This is a genomic window from Streptomyces sp. XY431, assembly GCF_001279805.1.
GTDB lineage: Bacteria > Actinomycetota > Actinomycetes > Streptomycetales > Streptomycetaceae > Kitasatospora > Kitasatospora purpeofusca.
Genome location: NZ_LGDO01000495.1, coordinates 19,605 through 41,964, shown reverse-complemented (window position 1 = coordinate 41,964; position 22,360 = coordinate 19,605). Strand labels below are relative to the sequence as shown.

Sequence of the window (22,360 nt, the reverse complement as noted above, 5' to 3'; positions counted from 1 at the left end):
GCCCGGCCGCCGGTCCTGGGGGCCGGGATCGAGCCACCGGCGCCGACCGTGCCGGTTCCGGAACCGCCCGCGGCGGCGCCGTCCGCGGAGCCGCCCCCGGGCGCACCCGAACCCGCCGAGCCGGTCGGGTCCTCCGAACGCGGCCTGGCCACGCTGGACCGACTCCTGTCTCGGCGACCCGACATCCCCGCACCTCTCACGGCTGTGTCCTCGAACGATCGGCGGCCAGGACGTCCGCCCTGGCGCCAGGTGGAGCATACAAGCCGACCGGAAACGACCTGTCGCCGCTCCGGGGCCCGGGGCCGTCGTCAAACCCCCGGCGCCGCCCCGCAGACAGGGGTTCGACGACGGCCCCAGGAGTCGCGGGCGGCCCCGGAGGGGTCCGTCACTTCTTCGGACGCGGCAGCAGCGCGGTGACGGCGAAGGCCAGGGCGAGCAGCCCGGCGGCGACCGTGAAGGCGAGCCGGAAGCCTCCGGTGAGCGCCTCCGCCTCGGGCCGGCCGGCGGCGGCCAGGGCGTCGCCGCGGGAGGTGGCCAGGGTGGAGAGCACGGCCACCCCGAGCGCGGCACCGACCTGCTGGGTGGTGTTGAACAGCCCGGAGGCGGTCCCGGCGTCCTCCTCGCCGGCGCCGGACATGCCCAGCGCGGCCAGCCCGGAGAGCACCAGCCCGCCACCGCCGACGAGCAGCATGGTCGGCAGCAGGTCCACGAGGTAGCCCGCGTCGGCCGGCAGCCGGGTCAGCAGGCCGAGCGCCGCGACCAGCAGCCCGAGACCGGCCAGCAGGACGGCGCGCTCGCCGAACCGGGCGCTCAGCCGGGCGGAGAGCAGCAGGGAGACGGCGCCGATGGCGACGGCGGCCGGGAGCATGGCGAGACCGGTGGCGGCGGCCCCGTAGCCGCGCACGTTCTGGAGGTAGAGGGCCACCAGGACCTGGAAGCCGAACATCCCGGCGATGACCAGCACCTGCACCGCGTTGGCGGTGGAGACGGCCCGCGAGCGGAACATCCGCAGGGGCAGCAGCGGCGTCGCGGCCAGGGCCTGCCGGACCAGGAAGCCGGCCAGCAGGACCAGCGCGAGCGCGCCGAGGCCGAGGGTCCGCGCCGAGGTCCAGCCGTGCTCGGCGGTGCCGACGACGGTGTAGATGCCGAGCATCAGCGCCGCCGTGATCAGCACCGCGCCCAGGGCGTCGGCGCCGGCCCGCAGCCCGGGGCCGCGGTCGGGGGCCAGGACGCGCAGCGCCAGCAGGGCGGCGGTCAGGCCGAGCGGCAGGTTGATCAGGAAGATCCAGTGCCAGTCCAGCGCCTCGGTGAGGACACCGCCGAGCACCTGGCCGATCGACGCGCCGGCCGCGCCGACGAAGCTGAACGCGCCGATGGCACGGCCGCGCTCGCCCGGCTCGGGGAAGAGCGTGACGAGCATGCCGAGGCTGACCGAGGAGGCCAGGGCGCCGCCGACGCCCTGCAGGAAGCGGGCGGCGATCAGCAGTTCCGGGCCGGTGGCGAGGGCGCACAGCAGCGAGGCCGCGGTGAACAGCACCAGCCCGGCGACGAACACCTTCCGGCGGCCGACGAGGTCCCCGAGCCGGCCGGCGAGCAGGAGCAGCCCGGCGAAGGCGATCAGATAGGCGTTGACGGTCCAGGTCAGGCCGGCGGGGGTGAAGTCGAGGTCCTGCTGGATGGCCGGCAGGGCGACGGTGACGATCGAGCCGTCCAGGACGATCATCAGCATCCCCGCGCAGAGCACCGCCAGGGCGAGGGCTCGTGAGCGGGTCGAGGCGGGTGCGCCCGGCGCGGCCGCGGTCGACTTGCGAGTGGTCGGGGCGTGCGTGGTCATAACAGGTCTCCCGGTGGGTCGAGTACCGGGTAAGACGCTAGCAGATGGTTTTGTTGTGGACTATCTCTTCCGAGAGAATCTTCCTGGGGATGATCCTCTTCCTTGTGTCAGCCTCGGGAACGACGGGCCCGGCGGACCGTCCGCTCGCTCTCCACCGGCTCCGCCAGCGGCCCGCCCACCAGCCGGGTCAGCGCCGCGACGAAGGCGGTGCGCTCGTCCTCCGGCAGCGCCTCCAGCACGTCCCGGTGCACCCGGTCGGCGATCGCCGTGCCCCGCTCGACGGCCTCCTCCCCCGCCTCGGTCACCGAGATGATCCGGGCCCGGCGGTCGACGGCGGACGGGCGGCGCTCGGCCAGCCCGGCCTTCTCCAGCTCGTCGACGGTCACCACCATGGTGGTCTTGTCCAGGTCCGCCAGCTCGGCCAGCTGGATCTGGGTGCGCTCGGCCTCCATCGCGTGGAACAGCACGCAGTACGCGCGCGGGGTGATCCCGAGCTCGGTGAACGCGGCCGACATCCGGGTCGCGAGCACATGGCTGGCGTGGTCCAGCAGGCCGGAGATGTCACGGATCTGCCGCACGGGCGGGATGGTCGTCATGGCTCCGAGGTTAGCAACGACCGTCCGCCGACGGACGATCCCGTGCGGGACCGTTTCCCACCGCAGGACTGCTTTCCACGGACCCGGGGCCCCGTCGGGCTACGGGATGCCGAGCTCGAACAGCGCGTACCCCGCGTACCAGCCCGCCGCCACCGCCGGCATCGCGAACAGCCCGGCCACCGTGCTCGGCCGCAGCCGGCGCAGCGCCACCGCCAGACCGACACAGAGCGGGAAGGCCGGCAGCAGGTAGCGCGAGATGTTGCCGTAGATCTGGTTGCTGCTCAGCGCCATGAAGACGGTCAGCAGCGTGTAGACCACCAGGACCAGCGGCGGCCGCAGCCGCAGCAGCAGCACCAGCAGTCCGGGCAGCGTGATCAGCAGGCACACCGCGATGAGGTCCGGCGCCGGATTGGACTGCCAGAACGTCCAGTGCCCGGTGATCGTGTCCACGGTGCTGCTCAGGGTGGACGCGCCCCAGTCGAAGTAGCGGTTCCAGGCGCCGCGCTGGAGCTTGAAGTAGCCGGTCCAGTCGCCCATCCGCCAGCCGACCCAGGCGATGTACCCGAGCATGCCCCACGGGGTCATGAGCATCGCGGTCAGCGGCCTGGCCACCCCGTCGGTGCGCCGCACCAGCGCCACCAGCGCCGAGATCGAGACCGCGGCGATCACCGTGGCCGCCGTCGGCCGGTTGAGACCGGCCACCAGGGCGAGGGTGCCGGCGGCCAGCCAGCGGCGGGTCATCACGCAGTAGCAGGCCCAGGCCGAGAGGGCGACGAACAGGGAGTCGGAGTAGACCGCCCACTCCACGCCCGATCCCGGGAACAGGCCCCAGATCACCGCCGCGGTCACCCCGGCCCGGAAGCCGCCGAGCCGCTCGGCGATCGCGAAGATCCCGGCGGCGGCGACGAAGGAGGCCAGCACCGAGACGACGATCCCCGAGCCGTACGGTCCGAGCCCGGTCACCGCCCCGACCAGCCTCATCAGCCAGGGGTAGAGCGGGAAGAAGGCCGCCGAGTTCTCGTAGTAGGTGGCCAGCGGGTAGCCGTGCAGCGGGATCAGCTGCGGGTCGTAGCCGTTCTCCGCGATCCGCTGGTACCAGATGCCGTCCCAGGTGCCGAGCACGTCCCAGGGGCGGGCACCGCCGCCGCGCCCCGGGTCCTTCTTCAGGAAGTCCTCGGTGTGCGAGAGCAGCAGCAGGAAGACGGTCAGCCCGGTCGCCTTGACCACCGCGTACGCGCCGAGCGCCGGCGCGAAGCGGTCGACCAGGGCGCCGATCCGGCCGGGCCCCGGGCCCGGGCTGTCCGGCCGACCGGTCTCCTCCGGGCCCACCGACCCGGACGGCGACGACGACGGGGAGGACGACGAGGACACGCCCGCGCCCCCGCCCGACGACTCGGTGCTCGATGCCGTGCTCATCAGCTCTGGTACTCCCCGCCCCACTCGCGTCCGGCGCGCCGACCGACACCGCGACGCCGGGCGAGCCTACGACACCCCGCCCGCCGCACGGGCGGGCAGCCCGCTCCGTGACCGGACGGGCGGGTCGTGGACGGACCGGCCGCGGGAGCGGCGGAGGGCGGGCCCGGCCCGCCGCCGGATGCGAGCGGTGCCGACGGCGGCCGCCGTCGGCACCGGGGGCGACAACGCCGCGAGCCGCCACTCCGCACCCCAGGAGGGAAGCGCGGGAGCGGCGGCTCGCACCGGCCGGACCGAGGAACGATCAGCCGTTGTTGACGCAGGTGTTGCCGAAGGACGGGTTCAGCAGACCGATGATGTCGATCGTGTTGCCGCACAGGTTGACCGGCACGTGCACCGGAATCTGGAGCTGGTTGCCGGAGATGACACCCGGGGAACCGGCGGCGACGCCCTCAGCGCCGGAGCTGGCCATCGCGGAACCGGCACCGGCGGCCACGATGCCGACAACAGCGGCGCCGACGGCGGCCGTCTTCTTGATGCTCATGAGGAGCCTCCTGACTGTTCGACAGAGATGCACGGGGAGTGCGACATCTCCAACGAGACCCGGTCGAGCCGGTTGCGAGGGCACCCCCACTGTCACCCGTCCGGAGGAACGGACCCCCGTCCGGGCATTCGGGTGACTGCCGCATCCGACCGTTTCCCCCGGCGCACTGCCTCGTTCTCACAGTCGGAACACGCTCCACCCGCCCGCCAAGACGAGGAGATCCGCCGCCGGTCCAAGCCCGTCCGGAATTCCTCCCGGTCGCGCGTCGATGCGAATCTTCCCGGCCGTGCGGGAATCGTTCGCGGCGCACGGTACCGCGGCGGCCGCTCATCGCCCGCGCCACGGGCGACACGCGCCATCTGGGCCGCCCGAGTGACAATCACGGCATTCCCAGAAACCACCGGGCCAGGATTTCACCTCGCCCGGCTCCCGACTATTCCACAGACGGTCGGGCAGAAATCGGAGGAAGAACCACATGCGTAACCTCAAGAAGGCTGCCGCCCTGTCCCTCGCCGCCGCCGGCCTGGTGGTCGGTGCGGCCGGTGGCGCGTTCGCCAGCTCCGGTGCCCAGGGTGTCGCCGCCGGCTCCCCGGGTGTGCTCTCCGGCAACCAGATCCAGATCCCGGTGCACATCCCGGTCAACGTCTGCGGCAACTCCATCGGGCTCGTCAGCATCCTGAACCCGGCGTTCGGCAACACCTGCATCAACCACGGCTGACCCGGCGGCCGCCGACCCGGCGGCCACGGTTCAACCGCACTCGTGCCGCACCCCGTCACGGGCGGGGTGCGGCCCGCTCAACCCGCGTTTGATCTAGGAGATCAACCCCCATGCAGAACGTGAAGAAGGCCGCCGTCCTCTCCGCCGCCGCCGCCGGCCTGGTGCTCGGCGCCGCGGGCGGTGCCGCCGCCAGCTCCGGCGCGGAGGGCGTCGCCGCCGGCTCGCCCGGTGTCGCCTCCGGCAACCAGCTCCAGGTCCCGGTGCACATCCCGGTCAACCTGTGCGGCAACTCCATCAACGTGATCGGCCTGCTGAACCCGGCGTTCGGCAACACCTGCATCAACGCGGAGGCCGAGCACCACCACCACGACATGGACGACTGCTGATCCCCATCGGCACGCGTTCCGCCCGCACTGCCCCCCGGCCCGTCGGCCGGGGGGCGGTTCGGCGTACCCGGGCGCGGTCCGGCCGCCCGGGGCACCCCTCCCCCCGAAGGTGATTGCGCATGGTTTCGAAGAAGAGCGGGGCCGGCCTCGCCGCCGCCCTGGGCGCCGCGATGCTGCTCGGCGGCGCCGGCGCGGCGCACGCGGCCCCCGCCGAGGGCGGTGCCGCCCTGGCCAAGACCGACGTCAACCAGGCGCTCGGCGGCACCAGCGCCGGGCTCGGTTACGCCGTGGCGCCGGTCAAGGACCTCCGCCTGGACCCGTGGGCCAACTCCTCGGCCGACGTGCTGAACAACGGCGCGACCGTCCAGCCGGAGAACTCCGGCCTGGCGCCGGTCGGCACCGACCTGCTGACCGGGCCGCTCAGCGCCGGCGGCGGCCCGCGCGACCTGCCGCTGGTCGGCGGGCTGCTCGGCGTGCTGCCCGGCTGAGCCGCCGCACCGGCACCGCGCACGCCGGGAGCCCGGCACCCCGTCCTGCGACACGGGGTGCCGGGCTCCCGGGCTGTCCGGGGCTACAGCTGGGCCAGGCCCGCCAGACCGGTCTCCTGGACCACGCCGGTGGTGGTCGCGGTCGTGGTGGTCGCCAGGTTGTCCACCGAGTCGGTCACCGAGATCCGCTCGTCCTCGTTGCCCAGCGTGGCGCTGGCACCGGGCACCGCCTGCACCGCGCCGGTCACCAGCCGCGGGTCGATCTCGTCCACCTTGACCCGGCCGTCGGCGAGCTGGCCGGTGCCGTCCTTGGCCAGCGAGAGCGGCTTGCCGAGACCGATCCCGGGGGTGTCGGCGTGCAGCGGCGCCGCCGGGGCGTCCAGCAGCAGCTCACCGAGGTCGGCGCCCTGGTCCAGCAGCGGCAGCGGCAGCTCGGCCTTGGCGGTCGGACCGACCCGGCCGGTGCCCAGCGGCGGCACGATGCGCTCCGGGATCAGCGCGTCGCCGGTGGTGTGGGCCGGCACCGGGGGCATCAGCAGCGAGGTCGGGATGCCGCCCGAGATCCGGCTGTCCAGCGGTGCCACCGGGATGTCCACCGGCACCTGCTGGGTGGCCAGCTGCTCCTCCAGGGCCCCCACCTGCTCGGGGCCGACCGGGGCGGCCGAGGCCGCCCCCTGGGAGGCGAGCATGCCCGCACCGACCGCCAGCAGCATCGCGCCGGCCCGCTTGGAGAACCTCATGCTTTTCACCGTTCTGCCTGTCCGTAGTGGAGATCTCTACAGGGAAGGGCTGCGCGGGCGCAGCCGAAAGCAATGTGCTCAACGATCCACCCGGATCCCGGATTGCGGGCGTTAACCGGTTCGGGCTAATAATCCGACAAGAAACACACGGCCGTCGCGCCTCCCGGACTCTTTTCAGAAATCCCCGTAACCTTCCGTGCCGTCATTCTTTGATCTGAGCGTCAGTGACCGCAGACCGGGTCTGAGCGTTGTACGCGTTGTACGCACGGAAACCAAGAGCTTTTCAGAGAGGGATCTCCCCATGATCCAGAAGTCCTTCGCGGCCGCCGGCCTGGCCGCCGCCGCGCTGGCCGTCGCCGCGGCGCCGGCCTCGGCCATCGGTGACTCGGACGGCTCCGCCGGGTCGTTCCAGGGCAACGGCGGCACCAACTTCACCGGCACCGTCGGTGACCACAGCCCGAACTTCCACTTCCTGGACAACGCGAACGTCTGCCTGCCCGAGATCCACAACATCGCGGTCGGCGTCCTCGGTGTGGCCGTCCCGGTCGAGGTCCCGATCGCCAACAGCGGTGGCAAGCAGTACTGCACCCAGGGCCAGGGCACCCAGACCAAGGGCGACTCGGGCGTCTCCCACCTGATCGGCTGACCTGCTCGTCCCAAGCTGCGTCACCCCTCCTGATCCACCCTTCGAATCGCTCCCCGATTCACCCCTGAGAGGAACACCGAAATGATCAAGAAGTCTCTCGCCGCCGCCGGTCTGGCCGCCGCCGCCATCGCGATGTCCGCCGGCTCCGCCTCCGCCATCGCCGACTCGGACGGCGCCGCCGTCTCCGCCCAGGGCAACGGCGGCACCAACCAGACCGGCACCCACGGCGACCACAGCCCGAACTTCCACACCCTCGACAACGCGAACATCTGCCTGCCGGAGGTCCACAACATCGCGGTCGCCGTCCTCGGCGTGGCCGTCCCGGTCGAGGTGCCGATCCTCAACAGCACCCCGAAGCAGATCTGCAACGTCGGCCAGAACACCCAGTCCTCGGGCGACGCGGGTGTCTCGCACCTGATCGGCTGATTCGGCCGCACGGCGCGACGGAGGGCCCGGGGACGTCTGGTCCCCGGGCCCTCCGGGCGTACCGGACCGGACGTCCGACCGGGCCGCACCGGCGGCGTCCGGCCGGGTGACAGGCCGTCGGCGCGGCGCGTGGGGCGCCGCCGCGGACGGCAGCGTGTGGTCCCGTGTCAGGGCCGGTCCCCGGCACCGGACCGGAGCACACGTCAGAGGCAGAGCGCCCGCACGGGGCGCTCCGGAAGAGAGGGCAGATCCATGAAGAGCAAGCTGGTCAAGGTCACTCTGACCGCCGTCGGCGCGCTGGCGCTGGCCGGCCTGGCCGCCCCGGCGGCGTCCGCGCACGTCGGCCTGGTCGGCGGCGGCGAGTTCGCCGCCTCGGCCCACCCGGTGTTCGCGGCCGGCGAGTGGTGGGGCCTCGCCCACACCTCGAACATCCACGCCGGTGCGCACGGCTGGGGCGCCGCCACCTCCACCGACGCGGTCGGCGGCGAGGAGGGCTTCGCCCACATCGGCGGCTGGTAGCACGCACGGAGGCCGGGCCCCCTTCGGTAGGGGGCCCGGCCTCCGCCGTGTCCGGGGCTGTGGCCCCGGTCCGGCTACTTCACCATCGCGGCGGCCTCGAGGGCCCAGTAGGTGAGGATCTGCTCGGCGCCGGCCCGGCGCAGCGAGGTCAGCGTCTCCAGGATCATCCGCTCCCGGTCGATCCAGCCGTTGGCCGCGGCCGCCTCGACCATCGCGTACTCGCCGGACACCTGGTAGGCGGAGACCGGCACCGGCGAGGCGTCGGCGACCTGGCGCAGGATGTCGAGGTAGGCCATGCCCGGCTTCACCATCACCAGGTCGGCGCCCTCGGCGACGTCCAGCTCCAGCTCCCGCAGCGCCTCGCGGGCGTTGGCCGGGTCCTGCTGGTAGCTCTTGCGGTCGCCCTTCAGCGAGGAGCCGACCGCTTCCCGGAACGGGCCGTAGAACGCCGAGGCGTACTTGGCGGTGTAGGCGAGGATGCCGACGTCCTGGTGGCCGGCCTCGTCCAGGGCCCGGCGGACCACCCCGATCTGGCCGTCCATCATCCCGGACGGGCCGACCAGGTGGACGCCCGCGTCCGCCTGCACCCGGGCCATCTCGGCGTACCGCTCAAGGGTGGCGTCGTTGTCGACCGAGCCGTCCGCGGCCAGTACGCCGCAGTGGCCGTGGTCGGTGTACTCGTCCAGGCACAGGTCCGACATGACCACCAGGGCGTCGCCGACCTCGGCGACCACGTCCCGGATCGCCTGCTGGAGGATGCCGTCCGGGTTGGTGCCCTCGCTGCCGGTCGCGTCCTGGACCTCGGGGACGCCGAACAGCATGACGCCGCCCAGGCCCGCCGCGGCCGCCTCGGTGACGGCCTTGCGCAGGGTCTCCCGGGTGTGCTGGACCACGCCCGGCATCGACGAGACCGGGACCGGCTCGCGCACGCCCTCGCGGACGAACAGCGGCAGGATCAGCTCCGCGGGGTGCAGCCGGGTCTCCGCGACCAGCCGGCGCATCGCCGGGGTCGAGCGCAGCCGGCGCGGGCGGACGTACGGGAATTCAGCGGACACGGCTTCTCTCTCCGAACGGTGGTGCTGGTGCCGGGGGCGGCGGATGGTCCGCCCCCGGCCTCGATTCAGCGCGCGGCCTTGCGGCGCGAGCCGGGGCGGCGCTCACTGGGCCGGTAGACCGGCTCGCCGGCGGCGGTCGCGGTGTCCCGGCGCTTGGCCCCGAAGTCTGCCAGGGCCTGGGCGAGCGCCGCGGCCGACGGGGCCGGGGCCATCACGTCGACCCGCAGGCCGTGCTCCTCGGCGGTCTTCGCGGTGGCCGGGCCGATGCAGGCGATGACCGTCACGTTGTGCGGCTTGCCCGCGATGCCGACCAGGTTCCGCACGGTCGAGGACGAGGTGAACAGCACCGCGTCGAAGCCGCCGCCCTTGATCGCCTCCCGGGTCTCGGCCGGCGGCGGCGAGGCGCGCACGGTCCGGTACGCCGTCACGTCGTCGACCTCCCAGCCCAGCTCGACCAGGCCGGCCACCAGGGTCTCGGTGGCGATGTCGGCGCGCGGCAGCAGCACCCGGTCGATCGGGTCGAACACCGGGTCGTAGGGCGGCCAGTCCTCCAGCAGCCCGGCCGCGGACTGCTCGCCGGACGGCACCAGGTCCGGCTTCACGCCGAAGTCGACCAGCGCCTGCGCGGTGGTCTCGCCGACCGCCGCGACCTTGATCCCGGCGAACGCCCGGGCGTCCAGGCCGTACTCCTCGAACTTCTCCCGCACCGCGCGCACCGCGTTCACCGAGGTGAAGGCGATCCACTCGTACCTGCCGGTGACCAGGCCCTTGATCGCCCGCTCCATCTGCTGCGGGGTGCGCGGCGGCTCGACCGCGATGGTCGGCACCTCCTGCGGCACCGCGCCGTACGAGCGCAGCTGCTCGGACAGGCCGTGCGCCTGCTCCTTGGTGCGCGGCACCAGGACGTTCCAGCCGAACAGCGGCTTGGTCTCGAACCAGGAGTGCGAGGAGCGGTGGGCGACCTGCTCACCGACCACGGCTATGACCGGGGTGGCGGGGTCCACCGGGGCGGACACCGGCGCGGGCAGCACCCGGGCGGCCTTGAGGTCCGCCGCGATGGTGGCCAGGGTCGCGGTGAAGGTGCGCTGGCGGGTGGTGGTGCCGGAGAGCGTCGCGCTGAGCGCCGACTCCGGCTTGCGGCCGTTGGAGACCAGCGCGTTGGCGGTGGCCGGCAGCTGGCCCAGGGTGGTGCGCACGACCAGGGTGGTCTCCGGCGCGCCCAGGTCCACCGGGGAGCCGGCCAGCAGCGCGGCGGCCTCCACGAAGCGGACGTCCGTCCCGGCGGCGCCGCGCAGCGGCACCCCCGCGTAGGCCGGCACGCCGACCGACTGGGCGACGCCCGGGATCACCTCGAAGGCGATCCCGGCGCCGGCGCAGCCGAGCATCTCCTCGGCGGCGCAGCCGTCCAGGCCCGGGTCGCCGTCGACGGTCCGCACCACGTGCTTGCCGGAGCGCACGGCCTCGGCGACCAGGTTCGCCAGGTCGAAGTCCGGCCCCTCGGTGCCGGGGGCGTGCACCTGTACGCCCGAGGGACAGTGGCTGCGCACGGCGGCCGCGGTCAGCGGGTCGGCGACCAGGACGTCGGCCGAGGCCAGGACCTCGACCGCGCGCAGGGTCAGCAGGCCCGGGTCGCCGGGGCCCGCGCCCAGGAAGGTGCACCGGCCGGTGGCGGGCACCGTACCCCCGAACGGGCTGTCGGCCGGGAACGGGCTGTCGGTGGCGGCGGTGGGGCTCATCGGGCTCGCTCCCCCATCAGGGCGGCCGCGCCCGCGTCGAGCAGCCGGGCGGCCAGCGTGCGGCCGAGGGCCACCGCCTGCTGCTCGGCGGTCTCGTCGAGGACGATCGGACCGTGGGCGGACATCTTCAGCAGGGTGGCGCCGTCGACGGTGCCGACCACGCCCTCCAGCCGCAGTTCGGATCGGTGGTCCCAGGCGGCCAGCGCGGCGACCGGTGCGGAGCAGCCGGCCTCCAGGGTGGCGAGCAGGGCCCGCTCGGCGGCCACCGCGACCCGGGTGGGGGTGTGGTCGAGGGCCGCCAGCGCGGCGGCCAGACCGCCCCCTTCCGGGAGCGCGGCGGCGGCGGTGCACTCGATGGCGAGCGCGCCCTGGCCGGGGGCCGGGACCATCAGCTCGGGGTCGAGGTGCTCGGTGATCTCCGCGGACCGGCCGAGCCGGTTCAGACCCGCGGTGGCCAGCACCACGGCGTCCAGCTCGCCGGAGGCCACGAAGCCGATCCGGGTGTCCACGTTGCCGCGGATCGCGACGGTCTCCAGCCGGTCGCCGCGTTCGCGGGCCCAGGCGTTCAGCTGCGCCATCCGGCGCGGCGAACCGGTGCCGATCCGGGCCGGGCGGCCGGCTCCGGCCAGCTTCTCCACCAGCTCGCCGAGCGCCAGGCCGTCGCGCGCCACCAGGGCGTCGCGGCTGTCCTCGCGCTCGGGGACGGCGGCCAGCAGCAGGCCCTCGGGGGCCGCGGTCGGAAGGTCCTTGAGCGAGTGCACGGCGAAGTCGATCCGGCCCTCGAGCAGCGCGTCGCGCAGCGCGGAGACGAACACACCGGTGCCGCCGATCTGGGCCAGCGCCTCGCGGGAGGTGTCGCCGTAGGTGGTGATCTCCACCAGCTCGACGGGGCGCCCGGTGAGGCGGGTCACCTCGCGGGCGACCATGCCCGACTGCGCCATGGCGAGCGCGCTGCGCCGGGTGCCGAGCCGCAGGGGTGCCGCGGTGGGGTCCGGTGCCTGGCCGGTGAGCGGTTGACCATTCATGGGGTGATCGTCCCGGTGGTACTCGTGGGATGGCTGACGGTTCATCCGGCGCCCCCGCCCGCAGGCTGCTGGGTGCCGATCGGGGTGCCCGAGACCGCGTGGACGGCGGCCGGGTCGAGGTCGAACAGTTCACGCAGTGCCTCCGCGTAGGAGGCGCCGCCGGGTTCGGCGGCCAGCTGCTTCACCCGCACGGTGGGGGCGTGCAGCAGCTTGTCGACGACCCGGCGGACGGTCTGGCCGATCTCGGCGCGCGAGCGCTCGTCCAGACCGGGCAGCCTGGAGTCCAGGCGGGCCAGCTCGGTGGCGACCACCCCGGAGGCCATCGCGCGCAGCGCCACCACGGTGGGGGCGATCCGCGCGGCCCGCTGGGCGGCGCCGAAGGCGGTGACCTCCTCGGCGACGATGCCGGTGACGGCGTCGACGTCCCCGGCGCCGGGGGTGGCGGCGTGGGCGTGCGAGAGGCTCTCCAGGTCGACCAGGAGCGCGCCGGGCAGCTCGTGCACGGCGTGGTCGACGTCGCGCGGCATGGCGAGGTCGAGGAAGGCGAGGGGGGTGGCGGCGGCGCGCGCGGCGACGGCGGCGGCGACGTCCTGCGCCCCGATCACCGTGCCGGCCGCGCCGGTGCAGGAGATCACCAGATCGACGTCGGCCAGCGCCTCCGGCACCTTCGCCAGGTCCAGGGTGCGGGCGACGTCCCCGCCGAGGATCTCGACCAGCCGCTCGGCGCGCTCCGGCGTCCGGTTGGCGATCAGCAGGTCCGTCACGCCCGAGCGGACCAGGGTGGCGGCGGCCAGCGAGCTCATCGAGCCCGCGCCGACCACCAGCGCCCGCTTGCCCGCGATCGCGCCGGCGCCGGCCGCGACCTGCTCCAGGCCGAAGGTCACCAGGGACTGGCCGGCCTTGTCGATGCCGGTCTCGCTGTGCGCCCGCTTGCCGACCCGCAGGGCCTGCTGGAAGAGCTCGTTGAGGCCGCGCGCGGCGGTGTGCTCCTCCTGCGCCTTGGCCAGGGCGTCGCGCAGCTGGCCGAGGATCTGGCCCTCGCCGACCACCATCGAGTCCAGGCCGCAGGCCACCGAGAAGAGGTGGTGGACCGCGCGGTCCTCGTAGTGGACGTAGAGGTGGGAGGTCAGCTCCTCCAGGTCGACCCCGCTGTGGTGGGCGAGCAGCAGCGACAGCTCGGCGACGCCGGCGTGGAACTTGTCCACGTCCGCGTACAGCTCGATCCGGTTGCAGGTGTTGACCAGCGCCGCCTCGGCGACGGTCGCGGACGCGGCCGCGTCGTGCAGCAGCCGGGTCGGCACCTCACCGGTCAGCGCGGCCCGCTCCAGCACGCCGACCGGGGCCGTGCGATGGCTCAGCCCTACGACGAGAAGACTCACGCCCGCCCCCTGGTCCCACGATTCTCGGTCCCGCTCATGCCGGCATCACCGCGGACAGCTCGCCCTCGCCGGGCTTGCCGGGCTTGCCCTGCGCCGTCGGCTCCGCGTCCTTGGCCGACTCGGCGGCGGTGCGGGGCTTGGTGCTGCCGCCGGCCGCGCGGCGCAGCTTGGCCGCGGCGGCGCGGACCGGGCCGGGGGCGCGGTCGAGCACGGACTCCGTGCGGTCCGGCTCGTCGCCGGCCTTGCGCTGCTCGTGGAAGGCGAGGATCTGCAGCTCGATGGAGAGGTCCACCTTGCGCACGTCCACGCCGTCCGGAACGGTCAGCACGGTCGGGGCGAAGTTCAGGATGCTGGTGACACCGGCCTCGACCAGCCGGTCGCAGACCTGCTGGGCGGCGCCGGGCGGCGTGGTGATGACACCGATCGAGACGTGCTGGCTCTCCACGATGGACTCCAGTTCGTCCATGTGGCGCACCGGCAGGCCGGCCGCGCTGCTGCCGACCACGGACGGGTCGGCGTCCAGCAGGGCGGCCACCCGGAAACCGCGGGAGGCGAAGCCGCCGTAGTTGGCGAGCGCGTGGCCGAGGTTCCCGATGCCGACGATGACGACCGGCCAGTCCTGCGTCAGGCCCAGCTCGCGGGAGATCTGGTAGACGAGGTACTCGACGTCGTAGCCGACCCCGCGGGTGCCGTACGAGCCCAGGTAGGAGAAGTCCTTGCGCAGCTTGGCGGAGTTCACCCCGGCCGCGGCCGCCAGCTCCTCGGAGGAGACGGTCGGCACCGAGCGCTCGGAGAGCGCGGTGAGCGCGCGCAGGTACAACGGAAGCCGGGCGACCGTCGCCTCCGGGATGCCCCGGGCGCGCGAAGGTCGACGCGCGGCGCCCTGGTCGGGCGTCTGCGAACTGCTCTGTGGTGATCGGCCGATTGCCACGGTGCTCCTGTGGGTGAAGCTGGGCTTTGGCAGCCAGGCTATGCGTTTGTGAACGTGTGCACAAAGATGGTGTCCGATTTGTCCACGCACAGTGATGCGCATCACGCCGTGGACCCCATAGCACCGGCCCCTTTCCGGGCCGCCGCCGGGGGCGGTGCAAGGGGTGGCCGAGGGCCGTACAGCAGGCCGTTCGGCAGCACGGGCGGAGCCGGGCGGGAGGACCCCCGCAGGACCAGCGGCACCGGCTCCCCGGACGGCCGGGACCGGGCCCGCCCCAGCCTCGGCCACGGCACCGCGGCCGCCTCGCGCAGCGGTTCCGCCCAGTCGTCCGGCGGGCAGGACGGCGCGTCCAGGCAGTGGCGGAGCAGGTCGGCGGTGGCCCGGGCGTCGCCGAGCGCGGTGTGCGCGGCGAAGCCGCCGAGGCCGGCCGCCGCCACACAGGCCGCCAGGCCGAAGCCGCCGGCCTCCGGCAGATGGGCCCGGGCCAGCCGCATCGTGCACAGCGAGGGCACCGGCGGCAGCGGGACCCCGATCCGGGCGAACTCGCGATCCAGGAAGGCGTGGTCGCAGGTGACGTGATGGCCGACCAGCACCCGGCCGGTCAGCAGCTCCAGCAGCAGCGGCGCGATCTCGCGGAAGCGCGGGGCGCCCTCGACGTCCTCCTGCGCTATCCGGTGCACATGGGTCGGGCCGACCGGGCCGAGCGGGTCCAGCAGGGTGCAGAACTCGCCCTCGGGGCGGAGCCGCTCGTCCAGCAGCACCACCGCCACCTCGACCACCCGGTGCCGCCAGGGGCTGCGGCCGGTCGCCTCCACGTCCACCACGGCGAAGCCCCCGCGCGCGGCCGAGGGCTCGGCGGGCGTGGCTAAGGGCGGACCGGGAAGCATGGCGGCACTCCTCGCGTGCTCAGCCCCCCATGGGCGCAGACGAGTTCGATCGTAAGCCGACCGACGGCCGGTGCCCCAAGCCGGGAACGCGGAATCTTCACAACGATTCGGCGAACCGCCCCCGCCGTTCGGCGGGGGCGCGGGAGCCCCCCGGCGGAGCGGGCGGGCGGCTCCCGGCGGAGCGGGCCGGTGCCTCCCGTCGGGGCCGCCGGGGCCCGGGTCAGGCGCCGAGCGCGGTGCGCAGGCGCTTCTCGTCCACCCGCCAGAAGTCGTGCTGGCGCCCGTCGATCAGGGTGACCGGGATCTGCTCCCAGTAGAGGTGGTGGAGCTCCGGGTCCTGGGTGATGTCCTTCTCCTCGAAGGCCGCGCCCAGCTCGGCCGTCACCCGGACGATCACCTCCCGGGCGTCGTCGCACAGATGGCAGCCGGGCTTGGCCACCAGGGTCACCGTCCGGTCGGCCGGCCCCGGGCCCCGGTTCTTGTCACGTCGCAGCAGTGGACTCACCCCGCCATTGTGCGCCGACCCGGCGGACGGTCCGGACCCGGCCGCCGTTCACCCGTCGGGCACGTCGCCGTCACGGCCGCCGCACAGGTGGCTGGCTATGCTCGATGGCATGGCCGTGCTCCGAAGGCTCACCCAGTCAAGGCGCTCCACCGGCTCGCGGGCCGCGCTGGCGGGCGAGGCCGCGGCGGAGGCGGCGGAGGCCGCCCTGCGGGCCGCCCCGGCGCCGGTCGGGGAGGTTCCGGCGGAGCCGGCCGACGGCACCGGGCCGGCGGCGGAGACCCGGTCGGCCGAGGAGGCGGAGCCCGCGGACGCGGAGCCCGCCCGGCGCGGCAGGGCGCCCAGGCCCCCCGCCGAGAACCACACCCCCGATCCCGACGACCCGCGCGCCGCCGCCTTCTTCGACTGCGACAACACCATCCTGCGCGGGGCCGCGATCTTCTACCTCGGGGTCGGCCTCTACCGCCGGGGCTTCCTCACCCGCCGGGACATCGCGCGCTTCGCCTGGCAGCAGGCCTGGTTCCGGCTGTACGGCGCCGAGGACCCGGACCACATGGCCGACGCCCAGCACACCGCCCTGGGCCTGGTCGCCGGCAAGCGGACCGCCGAGCTGGAGGCGCTCTGCGAGGAGGTCTTCGAGGAGGTCATCGCCGACAAGGTGTGGCCGGGCACCCGCGCGCTGGTCCAGATGCACCTGGACGCCGGGCAGCGGGTCTGGCTGGTCACCGCCGCCCCGGTGGAGGTGGCCCGGATCATCGCGGCCCGGCTCGGCATGACGGGGGCGCTCGGCACCGTCGCCGAGGCCCGCGAGGGCGCGTACACCGGCCGGCTGGTCGGCGAACTGCTGCACGGGCCGGCCAAGGCGGCCGCGGTGCGCTCGCTGTCCCGGCGGGAGCGGCTCGACCTCGACCGCTGCGCCGCGTACAGCGACTCGGCCAACGACATCCCGATGCTCTCGCTGGTGGGCCACCCCTACGTGGTGAACCCGGACGGCGCGCTGCGGCGGCACGCCCGCGCGCAGGGCTGGCGGGTCCGGGACTTCCGGACCGGACGGAAGGCCGCCCGGGTCGGGCTGCCGGCCGCCGCCGCGCTCGGCGTGGCCGCGGGCGCCGTCGCGGCCTGGGCCGCGCTGCACCGCCGGCACCGCGCCTGAGCGACGAGCAGCGGGCGACGGGCGACGGGCGACGGGCGACGGGCGACGGGCGGACCGGACCCTGCGGACGGCCGTCCGGGGCCCGCGCCGGGGTGAGTCCGGTCAATTCGCGCGCTGACGATGCCGCCCGTACGGGCGAACTCCCGCGCGTCGCGGGCCCGTCCGGCCCCGTCGATCGAACTCGCCAGCCCGTGACCGGATCTGATCGTTCGCCAGCTCGACAAAGTCGGGGGTTATCGGGCCCCAGAACCGGGAAACCGCCCGCCGCACCACCGAATTGGTCACCAGGTGCACCCGTTCTGTCACGTTGAGCCAGCCGATCGCCGACATGTTCGGTCACTGTCGGCCGGATATTCGTTCAATGCGGATCCCAAACGACCACTTCGACCACACGGTGTAGCTGTCATTGCACAAAGCGTTATTCTCTCCTGGATGCACGTCACCCAACCGCCCCAGCGCGACCCGGGGGGCGCGGACGTGCTCTCCGCGCAGGCGGAGGTGATCCGTCCACAGTTCTGCCTCTGGGAGTCCCGTGTACCCACCCGTCCGGAACGACGCGCCTGCACCCTCCCGCCCGTCGTCCGCGCCCCTGCGCTCCCGCACCAGCCTCCGCGGCCGCCCGGTCCCGCCCCGGCAGATCTCCACCGGCCTGGACCTGCTGCGCACCCTGCTCCGCAGCCAGCTCGCCGCCACCCCCCAACTGGTGCCCGCCGGAGCCGCGTTCGGCCAGACCCAGGACCGTCCCGGCACCCCCCTGCTGCGCACCACCGCGGCCGGCTCGACCGGGGCCGGCACCCGGGGCCGGACCGGCAGCGCCGGCGGCCGCAGCCGCTCCCGCACCACCACCGGCCCCGGTTACGAGACCGAGCACAACCCGATCATGGAGCTGGTCGAGCGCGCCCAGGCCGGCGAGAGCGAGGCCTTCGGCCGGCTCTACGACCACTACGCGGACACCGTCTACCGCTACATCTACTACCGGGTCGGCAGCCGGGCCACCGCCGAGGACCTCACCAGCGAGACGTTCCTGCGCGCGCTGCGCCGGATCGGCACCTTCACCTGGCAGGGCCGGGACTTCGGCGCCTGGCTGGTGACCATCGCCCGCAACCTGGTCGCCGACCACTTCAAGTCCAGCCGGTTCCGGCTGGAGGTCACCACGGGCGAGATGCTCGACTCCAACGAGTGCGAACGCAGCCCCGAGGACTCGGTGCTGGAGTCGCTCTCCAACGCGGCCCTGCTGGAGGCGGTCCGCCGGCTGAACCCGCAGCAGCAGGAGTGCGTCACGCTGCGCTTCCTGCAGGGGCTGTCGGTCGCCGAGACCGCCCGGATCATGGGCAAGAACGAGGGTGCCATCAAGACCCTCCAGTACCGCGCCGTGCGCACCCTGGCCCGCCTGCTCCCGCCCGACGCGCGGTGAGCCGGCGGCGGTCCGGGGAGGCCCCCGGGGAAGCGGCGGGAGAGATAGTGGGCGGGCCGTCACCCTCGGCGGCGGCCCGACACATCCGGGTGAACGGTCGGTCCGATGATCAGTCGTGCGTAACCGACCGCCCGCGCCGCTCGTTGGCCAGCTTGCAAGCCTCCACCAGGCGTGCGGTCAAGTCGAATTGCGACCTCTCACCCGATGGAGTGGCTTTGGCTTGCCGGGGCAACCGTCCGGCAGGCCGGGGTGTCGACAACGACGAAGGGAGGTGTGGCCCGTGACGGCAAACGTGCTTGAGCACCGGCGGGCGAAGGCCTTCGCCGAGGCGCTGGAGGCCCACCAGGCGGAGCAACGCGCTGCCGACGGCAACGGAACGGCCAACACCGCTACCGGCAACGCCGGTTCGGTCGCGATGGCCGAACTCATCGACACGGTCGGCGCGCTCGGCGCGCTGCCCGCTCCGGAACTCGACCACGAGGTCCGGACCGTCCAACGCGCCCAGCTGATGGCCGCGTTCGAGCAGGCCTTCGCGGGCGGACCGGGCGTCACCGTGCCGCGTCAGCGCCGCCACCGGGCCGTCCGCACGGCGCCGCGCGGACGCTGGAGCCGCCGGTTCGCGATCGGCGGGCTCGTCGCCGGCCTCGCCGTCGGCAGCTTCGCCGGGGCCGCGGCCGCCAGTGGCAACGCCCTCCCCGGCGACCCGCTGTACGGCATGAAGCGCGGACTGGAGGGACTCCGGCTCAACCTCGCGAACACCGACAGCGAGCGCGGCGAACTGCTGCTCGACAACGCGGCCACCCGGCTCGGTGAGGCCCGGTCACTGGTGGGCCGGGCCGGTACCGGCGGCTCGCTCAGCCCGGGCACCGTCGAGCAGGTCCGCAAGGCCCTGGACGACATGCACACCGATGCCCTCAAGGGCCGCGACCTGCTGCGCGCCGTCTACCGCAACAACGGCTCGCTCGACCCGATGCGCGCCCTGGCAGGCTTCGCCCAGGACGAGGACGGCGCCTGGGCCGAGGTGCAGTCCCGGCTCCCGGACCAGCTCGTCCCGCAGGCCCACCTGGTGGACCAGCTCTTCGACGACATAAGCCAGGACGTCGCGCCCCTGCGTCTGGTCCAGCAGCCCGCCAAGAGCGGGATGCCGGACGACGGCGGGGCGGGCGACGGCACCCGCGGGACGGGTGTGCCGGGCGGACCGTCCGTCGGCACCTCGCCCGACGGCAACCCGGCGGTCGGCGGAGTACCGGCCCAGGGCGGTGTCATCGGCGGACCGGCCGGCACCGCGGTCGGCGGTCGGCCGGGCAGCACCCCGCAGGTCCCGCCGCAGGGCGGCGCGCCCGCACCGGCGGCGCCCGCTGCCCCCGGCGCACCGGCCGCACCGGTGCCCAGCAACGAGGGCAATGTCGTACCGGCGCCGGTCGGCGGTCTGGTGGACAACCTCACCAGCGGGCTCACCGGGGCCAAGCCCTCGCCCAGCGCGGACGCGCCGGCTCCGGCCCCGGTGCCGGACCGGTCCCCGGCGCAGCCGTCCGAGTCGCCCAGTGCGAGCGGCGCCGCCGCCCAGCAGCAGGGGGTCGAGGTGCCCCCGCTGATCCCGGGCCTGCTGCCCGGGCTGCGGATCCTCGGCGGCTGACCCGCCGTTGCGCTCGGCCCGGACGGCCGGCGAGTGGCTCAGAAGAACACCGAGCGCCGCCGCACCAGCAGCTGGTACAGCGTGTGCTGGATGGTCTCGCGGACCTCGTCGGCCAGGTCGAAGACCAGCATCGGATCGTCCGCCGCCTCCACCGGGTGCCGGTCGGTCGCGATCGGCTCGCCGAACTCGATGATCCACTTGGTCGGCAGCGGCACCGCCCCCAGCGGGCCCAGCCACGGGAAGGTCGGCGTGATCGGCACGTACGGCAGACCCAGCAGCCGGGCCAGGGTCCGGAAGTCGCCGATCATCGGGTAGGTCTCCTCGGCCCCGACGATCGAGCACGGCACGATCGGCACCCGGGCCCGCAGCGCCGAGGAGACGAAGCCGCCCCGGCCGAAGCGCTGGAGCTTGTACCGCTCGGAGAACGGCTTGCCGACCCCCTTGAAGCCCTCCGGCCACACCCCGACCAGTTCGCCGCGCTCCAGCAGGGCCTGGGCGTCCTCGTTGCAGGCCAGGGTGTGCCCGGCCTTGCGGGCCAGCTCGTTGATCCCCGGCAGGACGAACACCAGGTCGGCGGCGAGCATCCGCAGGTGCCGGTGGTGCGGGTGGTGGTCGTGTATCACCACCTGGGTCATCAGCGCGTCCAGCGGGATCGTCCCGGAGTGGTTGGCGACGATCAGCGCGCCGCCCTCGGCCGGGATGTTCTCGATCCCGCGCACCTCGATCCGGAAGTACTTCTCCGCCAGCGGCCGCAGCAGCCCGAGCAGCACCTCCTCGGTGAGCTCCCGGTCGAAGCCGAACTCGTCCACCTCGTAGTCGCCGGTGATCCGGCGGCGCAGGAAGGCCAGGCCGTCGGCGGCCCGGTCCTCCCAGCCCTTGCCGAACGCGCGGGTCGCGGCGGCGCCGAGCCGCCCGGCCAGCGCGCCGCCGACGGCGCCGGCCACCCGGTCGGCCAGGCCGGAGCCGTCGGCCGGCGGCTCGCTCCAGCTGGGGGCGGACTCGATCGGGATGACCTTGGCCTCACCCGGCGCGTTCTCGGCGGCGGCACTCATGCGGGTCAGCTCCTGGGTCGGTGCGGTCGGGCGGGGGTGCCCGGGGCGGTGGTGCCCGGAGCGGTGGTCCGGCCGGCCTCCGGACCGAGCAGCGCGGCCAGTCCGTCGGTGACGGCGGTCAGCCGCTCCGGCGGCAGCAGGCCCGGCGACTGCGCGGCGGCGAAGTCCGCAAAGGCCTCCGGGGTGCTGAACACCGGGCGGTAGCCGAAGGCCCCGCGCAGCCTGGCGGTGTCCACCACCCGGCCGTGGGTCAGCAGCCGCAGGTGCTCGGGCGAGACGTCGACCAGCCTGGTCTGCCGGGCCAGTCCGGCGATCCAGCTGACCGCCGGCAGCAGCAGCGGCAGGGTCGGCCGGCCCAGTCGGCGGGCGCACTGGGAGAGCAGCAGCACGCCCTCCCCGGCGACGTTGACGGTGCCGGTGTTCACGGTGCCCGGCTCGGCCGGGAAGGAGGCCCGGCAGAGCACCTCGACCACGTCGTCCTCGTGCGCGAACTGCAGCCGGGGGTCGTAGCCGAGCACGGTCGGCAGGACCGGCAGCGCGAAGTAGTCGGTCAGCGGGGTGTCGGCGCCCGGGCCGACGATGTTGGCGAACCGCAGCACCGTGACCGCGACGTCCGGACGGCGCCGGGCGAAGCCCCGGACGTAGCCCTCGACCTCGACCGCGTCCTTGGCGAAGCCGCCGCCCGGCAGGGTCTTCGGCTGGGTCCGCTCGGTGAACACGGCCGGGTCGCGCGGCGCCGAGCCGTAGACGCCGGTGGTCGACTTCACCACCAATCGGCGCACCCCCGGCGCCTTCTGGCAGGCGCCGAGCAGCTGCATGGTGCCGATCACATTGGACTCCTTCACCGCGGAGCGGTTGGTGGAGCCCAGTCCGGTGGCGCTGACCGCGAGGTGCACCACGGTGTCGACGCCGTGCTCGGCGATCACCCGCGCCACGGCGGGGCGGCGCAGGTCCAGCTGGTGGAAGCGGTACGGCGCGGCGGGCCCGTCCGGCTCGGCGAGCGCGCGCAGGGCCGGGCTCGGCGGCTGCACGTCCACACCGACCACCAGGTCCACCCCCGGCCGGCGGCGCAGCTCGGCGGCGAAGCGGGCGCCCAGGTGCCGGCCGACGCCGGTGACGAGCACGACCGTTCCCACAGCGCTGCACCCCATTCCTCGGCCCGGGAGACCTGCGTGCACCGTACCGCGCCGCGCCGGTGGGCCGGGAAACGACCGGGCCGGGGGAACAGCCGGACCGGGGAAACCGCCGACCGGGAAACGACACCGCCCGCCCCGGCCGGA

Annotated in this window: 23 protein-coding genes; 9 read left to right on the top strand and 14 right to left on the bottom strand. The window is 74.3% G+C overall.

The genetic code is table 11. From position 1 onward, the window contains the following. Positions 1 to 385 precede the first annotated feature (385 nt). From ADK60_RS34640 to ADK60_RS34625, 4 genes are all read right to left on the bottom strand, one after another. Complete coding sequence (locus ADK60_RS34640) at positions 386 to 1,834, bottom strand: MFS transporter (protein WP_053650854.1); 1,449 nt, start codon at positions 1,832 to 1,834, stop codon at positions 386 to 388. Between the two features lie 107 nt (positions 1,835 to 1,941). Continuing rightward, on the bottom strand, positions 1,942 to 2,430 hold the full coding sequence (locus ADK60_RS34635) for a MarR family winged helix-turn-helix transcriptional regulator (protein ID WP_053650853.1): 489 nt from the start codon (positions 2,428 to 2,430) through the stop codon (positions 1,942 to 1,944). Between the two features lie 99 nt (positions 2,431 to 2,529). Continuing rightward, positions 2,530 to 3,846, bottom strand: a complete 1,317-nt coding sequence (locus ADK60_RS34630) for a putative hexosyltransferase (RefSeq protein WP_234371433.1) — start codon at positions 3,844 to 3,846, stop codon at positions 2,530 to 2,532. Positions 3,847 to 4,147: 301 nt separating this feature from the next. After that, complete coding sequence (locus tag ADK60_RS34625) at positions 4,148 to 4,387, bottom strand: chaplin (protein WP_030393803.1); 240 nt, start codon at positions 4,385 to 4,387, stop codon at positions 4,148 to 4,150. Positions 4,388 to 4,862: 475 nt separating this feature from the next. Here ADK60_RS34625 and ADK60_RS34620 point away from each other — a divergent pair, with 475 nt between their 5' ends. The 3 genes from ADK60_RS34620 to ADK60_RS34610 all read left to right on the top strand — a co-directional run bounded on the left by ADK60_RS34620 (position 4,863) and on the right by ADK60_RS34610 (position 5,979). Continuing rightward, complete coding sequence (locus ADK60_RS34620; protein ID WP_045937920.1) at positions 4,863 to 5,105, top strand: chaplin; 243 nt, start codon at positions 4,863 to 4,865, stop codon at positions 5,103 to 5,105. A 110-nt stretch (positions 5,106 to 5,215) separates the two neighbouring features. Continuing rightward, positions 5,216 to 5,491, top strand: a complete 276-nt coding sequence (locus tag ADK60_RS34615; protein WP_045937921.1) for a chaplin — start codon at positions 5,216 to 5,218, stop codon at positions 5,489 to 5,491. 119 nt (positions 5,492 to 5,610) lie between these two features. Then, on the top strand, positions 5,611 to 5,979 hold the full coding sequence (locus ADK60_RS34610; protein ID WP_045937922.1) for a hypothetical protein: 369 nt from the start codon (positions 5,611 to 5,613) through the stop codon (positions 5,977 to 5,979). Positions 5,980 to 6,062: 83 nt separating this feature from the next. On the opposite strand, the gene ADK60_RS34605 is transcribed toward ADK60_RS34610, so the two are convergent. Further along, positions 6,063 to 6,719, bottom strand: coding sequence for a hypothetical protein (locus tag ADK60_RS34605; RefSeq protein WP_045937923.1), 657 nt, complete (start codon positions 6,717 to 6,719; stop codon positions 6,063 to 6,065). Positions 6,720 to 7,020: 301 nt separating this feature from the next. On the opposite strand from ADK60_RS34605, the gene ADK60_RS34600 reads away from it, so the two are divergent. The 3 genes from ADK60_RS34600 (at position 7,021) to ADK60_RS34590 (ending at position 8,310) form a co-directional block, all read left to right on the top strand. Beyond that, entirely contained in the window at positions 7,021 to 7,365 is a 345-nt protein-coding gene (locus ADK60_RS34600; RefSeq protein WP_030304790.1) for a hypothetical protein, read from the top strand. Between the two features lie 81 nt (positions 7,366 to 7,446). Further along, a complete protein-coding gene (locus tag ADK60_RS34595; RefSeq protein WP_037779809.1) occupies positions 7,447 to 7,791 on the top strand; it encodes a hypothetical protein in 345 nt (114 codons plus the stop codon). 252 nt (positions 7,792 to 8,043) lie between these two features. Further along, positions 8,044 to 8,310: a hypothetical protein gene (locus ADK60_RS34590; RefSeq protein ID WP_053650851.1), complete on the top strand. Its 267-nt coding sequence runs from the start codon at positions 8,044 to 8,046 to the stop codon at positions 8,308 to 8,310. Positions 8,311 to 8,384: 74 nt separating this feature from the next. Here the strand turns inward: ADK60_RS34590 and hemB are convergent, their stop codons facing one another. The 7 genes from hemB to ADK60_RS34555 all read right to left on the bottom strand — a co-directional run bounded on the left by hemB (position 8,385) and on the right by ADK60_RS34555 (position 15,828). Then, positions 8,385 to 9,365, bottom strand: a complete 981-nt coding sequence (hemB, locus tag ADK60_RS34585) for a porphobilinogen synthase (protein WP_053650850.1) — start codon at positions 9,363 to 9,365, stop codon at positions 8,385 to 8,387. A gap of 65 nt (positions 9,366 to 9,430) precedes the next feature. Further along, positions 9,431 to 11,101, bottom strand: a complete 1,671-nt coding sequence (locus ADK60_RS34580) for a bifunctional uroporphyrinogen-III C-methyltransferase/uroporphyrinogen-III synthase (protein ID WP_234325801.1) — start codon at positions 11,099 to 11,101, stop codon at positions 9,431 to 9,433. Next, positions 11,098 to 12,126 carry a hydroxymethylbilane synthase gene (hemC, locus tag ADK60_RS34575; protein ID WP_053650849.1) on the bottom strand — a complete coding sequence of 343 codons (1,029 nt, stop codon included), beginning with the start codon at positions 12,124 to 12,126 and terminating at the stop codon, positions 11,098 to 11,100. The genes ADK60_RS34580 and hemC overlap by 4 nt, the downstream gene beginning before the upstream one ends. Positions 12,127 to 12,167: 41 nt before the next feature. Then, positions 12,168 to 13,505 carry a glutamyl-tRNA reductase gene (locus ADK60_RS34570; RefSeq protein WP_045937929.1) on the bottom strand — a complete coding sequence of 446 codons (1,338 nt, stop codon included), beginning with the start codon at positions 13,503 to 13,505 and terminating at the stop codon, positions 12,168 to 12,170. 34 nt (positions 13,506 to 13,539) lie between these two features. Next, positions 13,540 to 14,436 carry a redox-sensing transcriptional repressor Rex gene (locus ADK60_RS34565; protein ID WP_199839820.1) on the bottom strand — a complete coding sequence of 299 codons (897 nt, stop codon included), beginning with the start codon at positions 14,434 to 14,436 and terminating at the stop codon, positions 13,540 to 13,542. Positions 14,437 to 14,537: 101 nt separating this feature from the next. Beyond that, the gene (locus ADK60_RS34560; RefSeq protein WP_078896155.1) at positions 14,538 to 15,323 is read right to left on the bottom strand and encodes a 3'-5' exonuclease; all 786 of its coding nucleotides are present in this window, start codon (positions 15,321 to 15,323) and stop codon (positions 14,538 to 14,540) included. Positions 15,324 to 15,543: 220 nt separating this feature from the next. Continuing rightward, positions 15,544 to 15,828 carry a glutaredoxin family protein gene (locus tag ADK60_RS34555; RefSeq protein ID WP_045937930.1) on the bottom strand — a complete coding sequence of 95 codons (285 nt, stop codon included), beginning with the start codon at positions 15,826 to 15,828 and terminating at the stop codon, positions 15,544 to 15,546. Between the two features lie 109 nt (positions 15,829 to 15,937). Between ADK60_RS34555 and ADK60_RS34550 the strand changes: the two genes are divergently transcribed. From ADK60_RS34550 to ADK60_RS34540, 3 genes are all read left to right on the top strand, one after another. Beyond that, the gene (locus ADK60_RS34550; RefSeq protein WP_053650879.1) at positions 15,938 to 16,978 is read left to right on the top strand and encodes an HAD family hydrolase; all 1,041 of its coding nucleotides are present in this window, start codon (positions 15,938 to 15,940) and stop codon (positions 16,976 to 16,978) included. A gap of 637 nt (positions 16,979 to 17,615) precedes the next feature. Then, positions 17,616 to 18,392, top strand: a complete 777-nt coding sequence (locus tag ADK60_RS34545; protein WP_078896156.1) for an ECF subfamily RNA polymerase sigma factor, BldN family — start codon at positions 17,616 to 17,618, stop codon at positions 18,390 to 18,392. A gap of 280 nt (positions 18,393 to 18,672) precedes the next feature. After that, complete coding sequence (locus ADK60_RS34540; RefSeq protein ID WP_159400703.1) at positions 18,673 to 20,028, top strand: DUF5667 domain-containing protein; 1,356 nt, start codon at positions 18,673 to 18,675, stop codon at positions 20,026 to 20,028. A 38-nt stretch (positions 20,029 to 20,066) separates the two neighbouring features. Here ADK60_RS34540 and ADK60_RS34535 read toward each other — a convergent pair whose 3' ends face one another. Continuing rightward, complete coding sequence (locus ADK60_RS34535; protein WP_045937931.1) at positions 20,067 to 21,080, bottom strand: lysophospholipid acyltransferase family protein; 1,014 nt, start codon at positions 21,078 to 21,080, stop codon at positions 20,067 to 20,069. 5 nt (positions 21,081 to 21,085) lie between these two features. Beyond that, positions 21,086 to 22,216: an NAD-dependent epimerase/dehydratase family protein gene (locus tag ADK60_RS34530; RefSeq protein WP_045937932.1), complete on the bottom strand. Its 1,131-nt coding sequence runs from the start codon at positions 22,214 to 22,216 to the stop codon at positions 21,086 to 21,088. Between the last annotated feature and the right edge of the window lie 144 nt (positions 22,217 to 22,360).

Bases quoted from the DNA above. Each gene is read 5' to 3' on its own strand.
- ADK60_RS34550 (WP_053650879.1), top strand. From the start codon at position 15,938: ATGGCCGTGCTCCGAAGGCTCACCCAGTCAAGGCGCTCCACCGGCTCG.
- ADK60_RS34620 (WP_045937920.1), top strand. From the start codon at position 4,863: ATGCGTAACCTCAAGAAGGCTGCCGCCCTGTCCCTCGCCGCCGCCGGC.
- ADK60_RS34605 (WP_045937923.1), bottom strand. From the start codon at position 6,719: ATGAGGTTCTCCAAGCGGGCCGGCGCGATGCTGCTGGCGGTCGGTGCG.
- ADK60_RS34535 (WP_045937931.1), bottom strand. From the start codon at position 21,080: ATGAGTGCCGCCGCCGAGAACGCGCCGGGTGAGGCCAAGGTCATCCCG.
- ADK60_RS34590 (WP_053650851.1), top strand. From the start codon at position 8,044: ATGAAGAGCAAGCTGGTCAAGGTCACTCTGACCGCCGTCGGCGCGCTG.
- ADK60_RS34630 (WP_234371433.1), bottom strand. From the start codon at position 3,846: ATGAGCACGGCATCGAGCACCGAGTCGTCGGGCGGGGGCGCGGGCGTG.
- ADK60_RS34595 (WP_037779809.1), top strand. From the start codon at position 7,447: ATGATCAAGAAGTCTCTCGCCGCCGCCGGTCTGGCCGCCGCCGCCATC.
- hemC (WP_053650849.1), bottom strand. From the start codon at position 12,126: ATGAATGGTCAACCGCTCACCGGCCAGGCACCGGACCCCACCGCGGCA.
- ADK60_RS34610 (WP_045937922.1), top strand. From the start codon at position 5,611: ATGGTTTCGAAGAAGAGCGGGGCCGGCCTCGCCGCCGCCCTGGGCGCC.
- ADK60_RS34625 (WP_030393803.1), bottom strand. From the start codon at position 4,387: ATGAGCATCAAGAAGACGGCCGCCGTCGGCGCCGCTGTTGTCGGCATC.
- ADK60_RS34600 (WP_030304790.1), top strand. From the start codon at position 7,021: ATGATCCAGAAGTCCTTCGCGGCCGCCGGCCTGGCCGCCGCCGCGCTG.
- ADK60_RS34640 (WP_053650854.1), bottom strand. From the start codon at position 1,834: ATGACCACGCACGCCCCGACCACTCGCAAGTCGACCGCGGCCGCGCCG.
- ADK60_RS34635 (WP_053650853.1), bottom strand. From the start codon at position 2,430: ATGACGACCATCCCGCCCGTGCGGCAGATCCGTGACATCTCCGGCCTG.
- ADK60_RS34580 (WP_234325801.1), bottom strand. From the start codon at position 11,101: ATGAGCCCCACCGCCGCCACCGACAGCCCGTTCCCGGCCGACAGCCCG.
- ADK60_RS34615 (WP_045937921.1), top strand. From the start codon at position 5,216: ATGCAGAACGTGAAGAAGGCCGCCGTCCTCTCCGCCGCCGCCGCCGGC.
- ADK60_RS34560 (WP_078896155.1), bottom strand. From the start codon at position 15,323: ATGCTTCCCGGTCCGCCCTTAGCCACGCCCGCCGAGCCCTCGGCCGCG.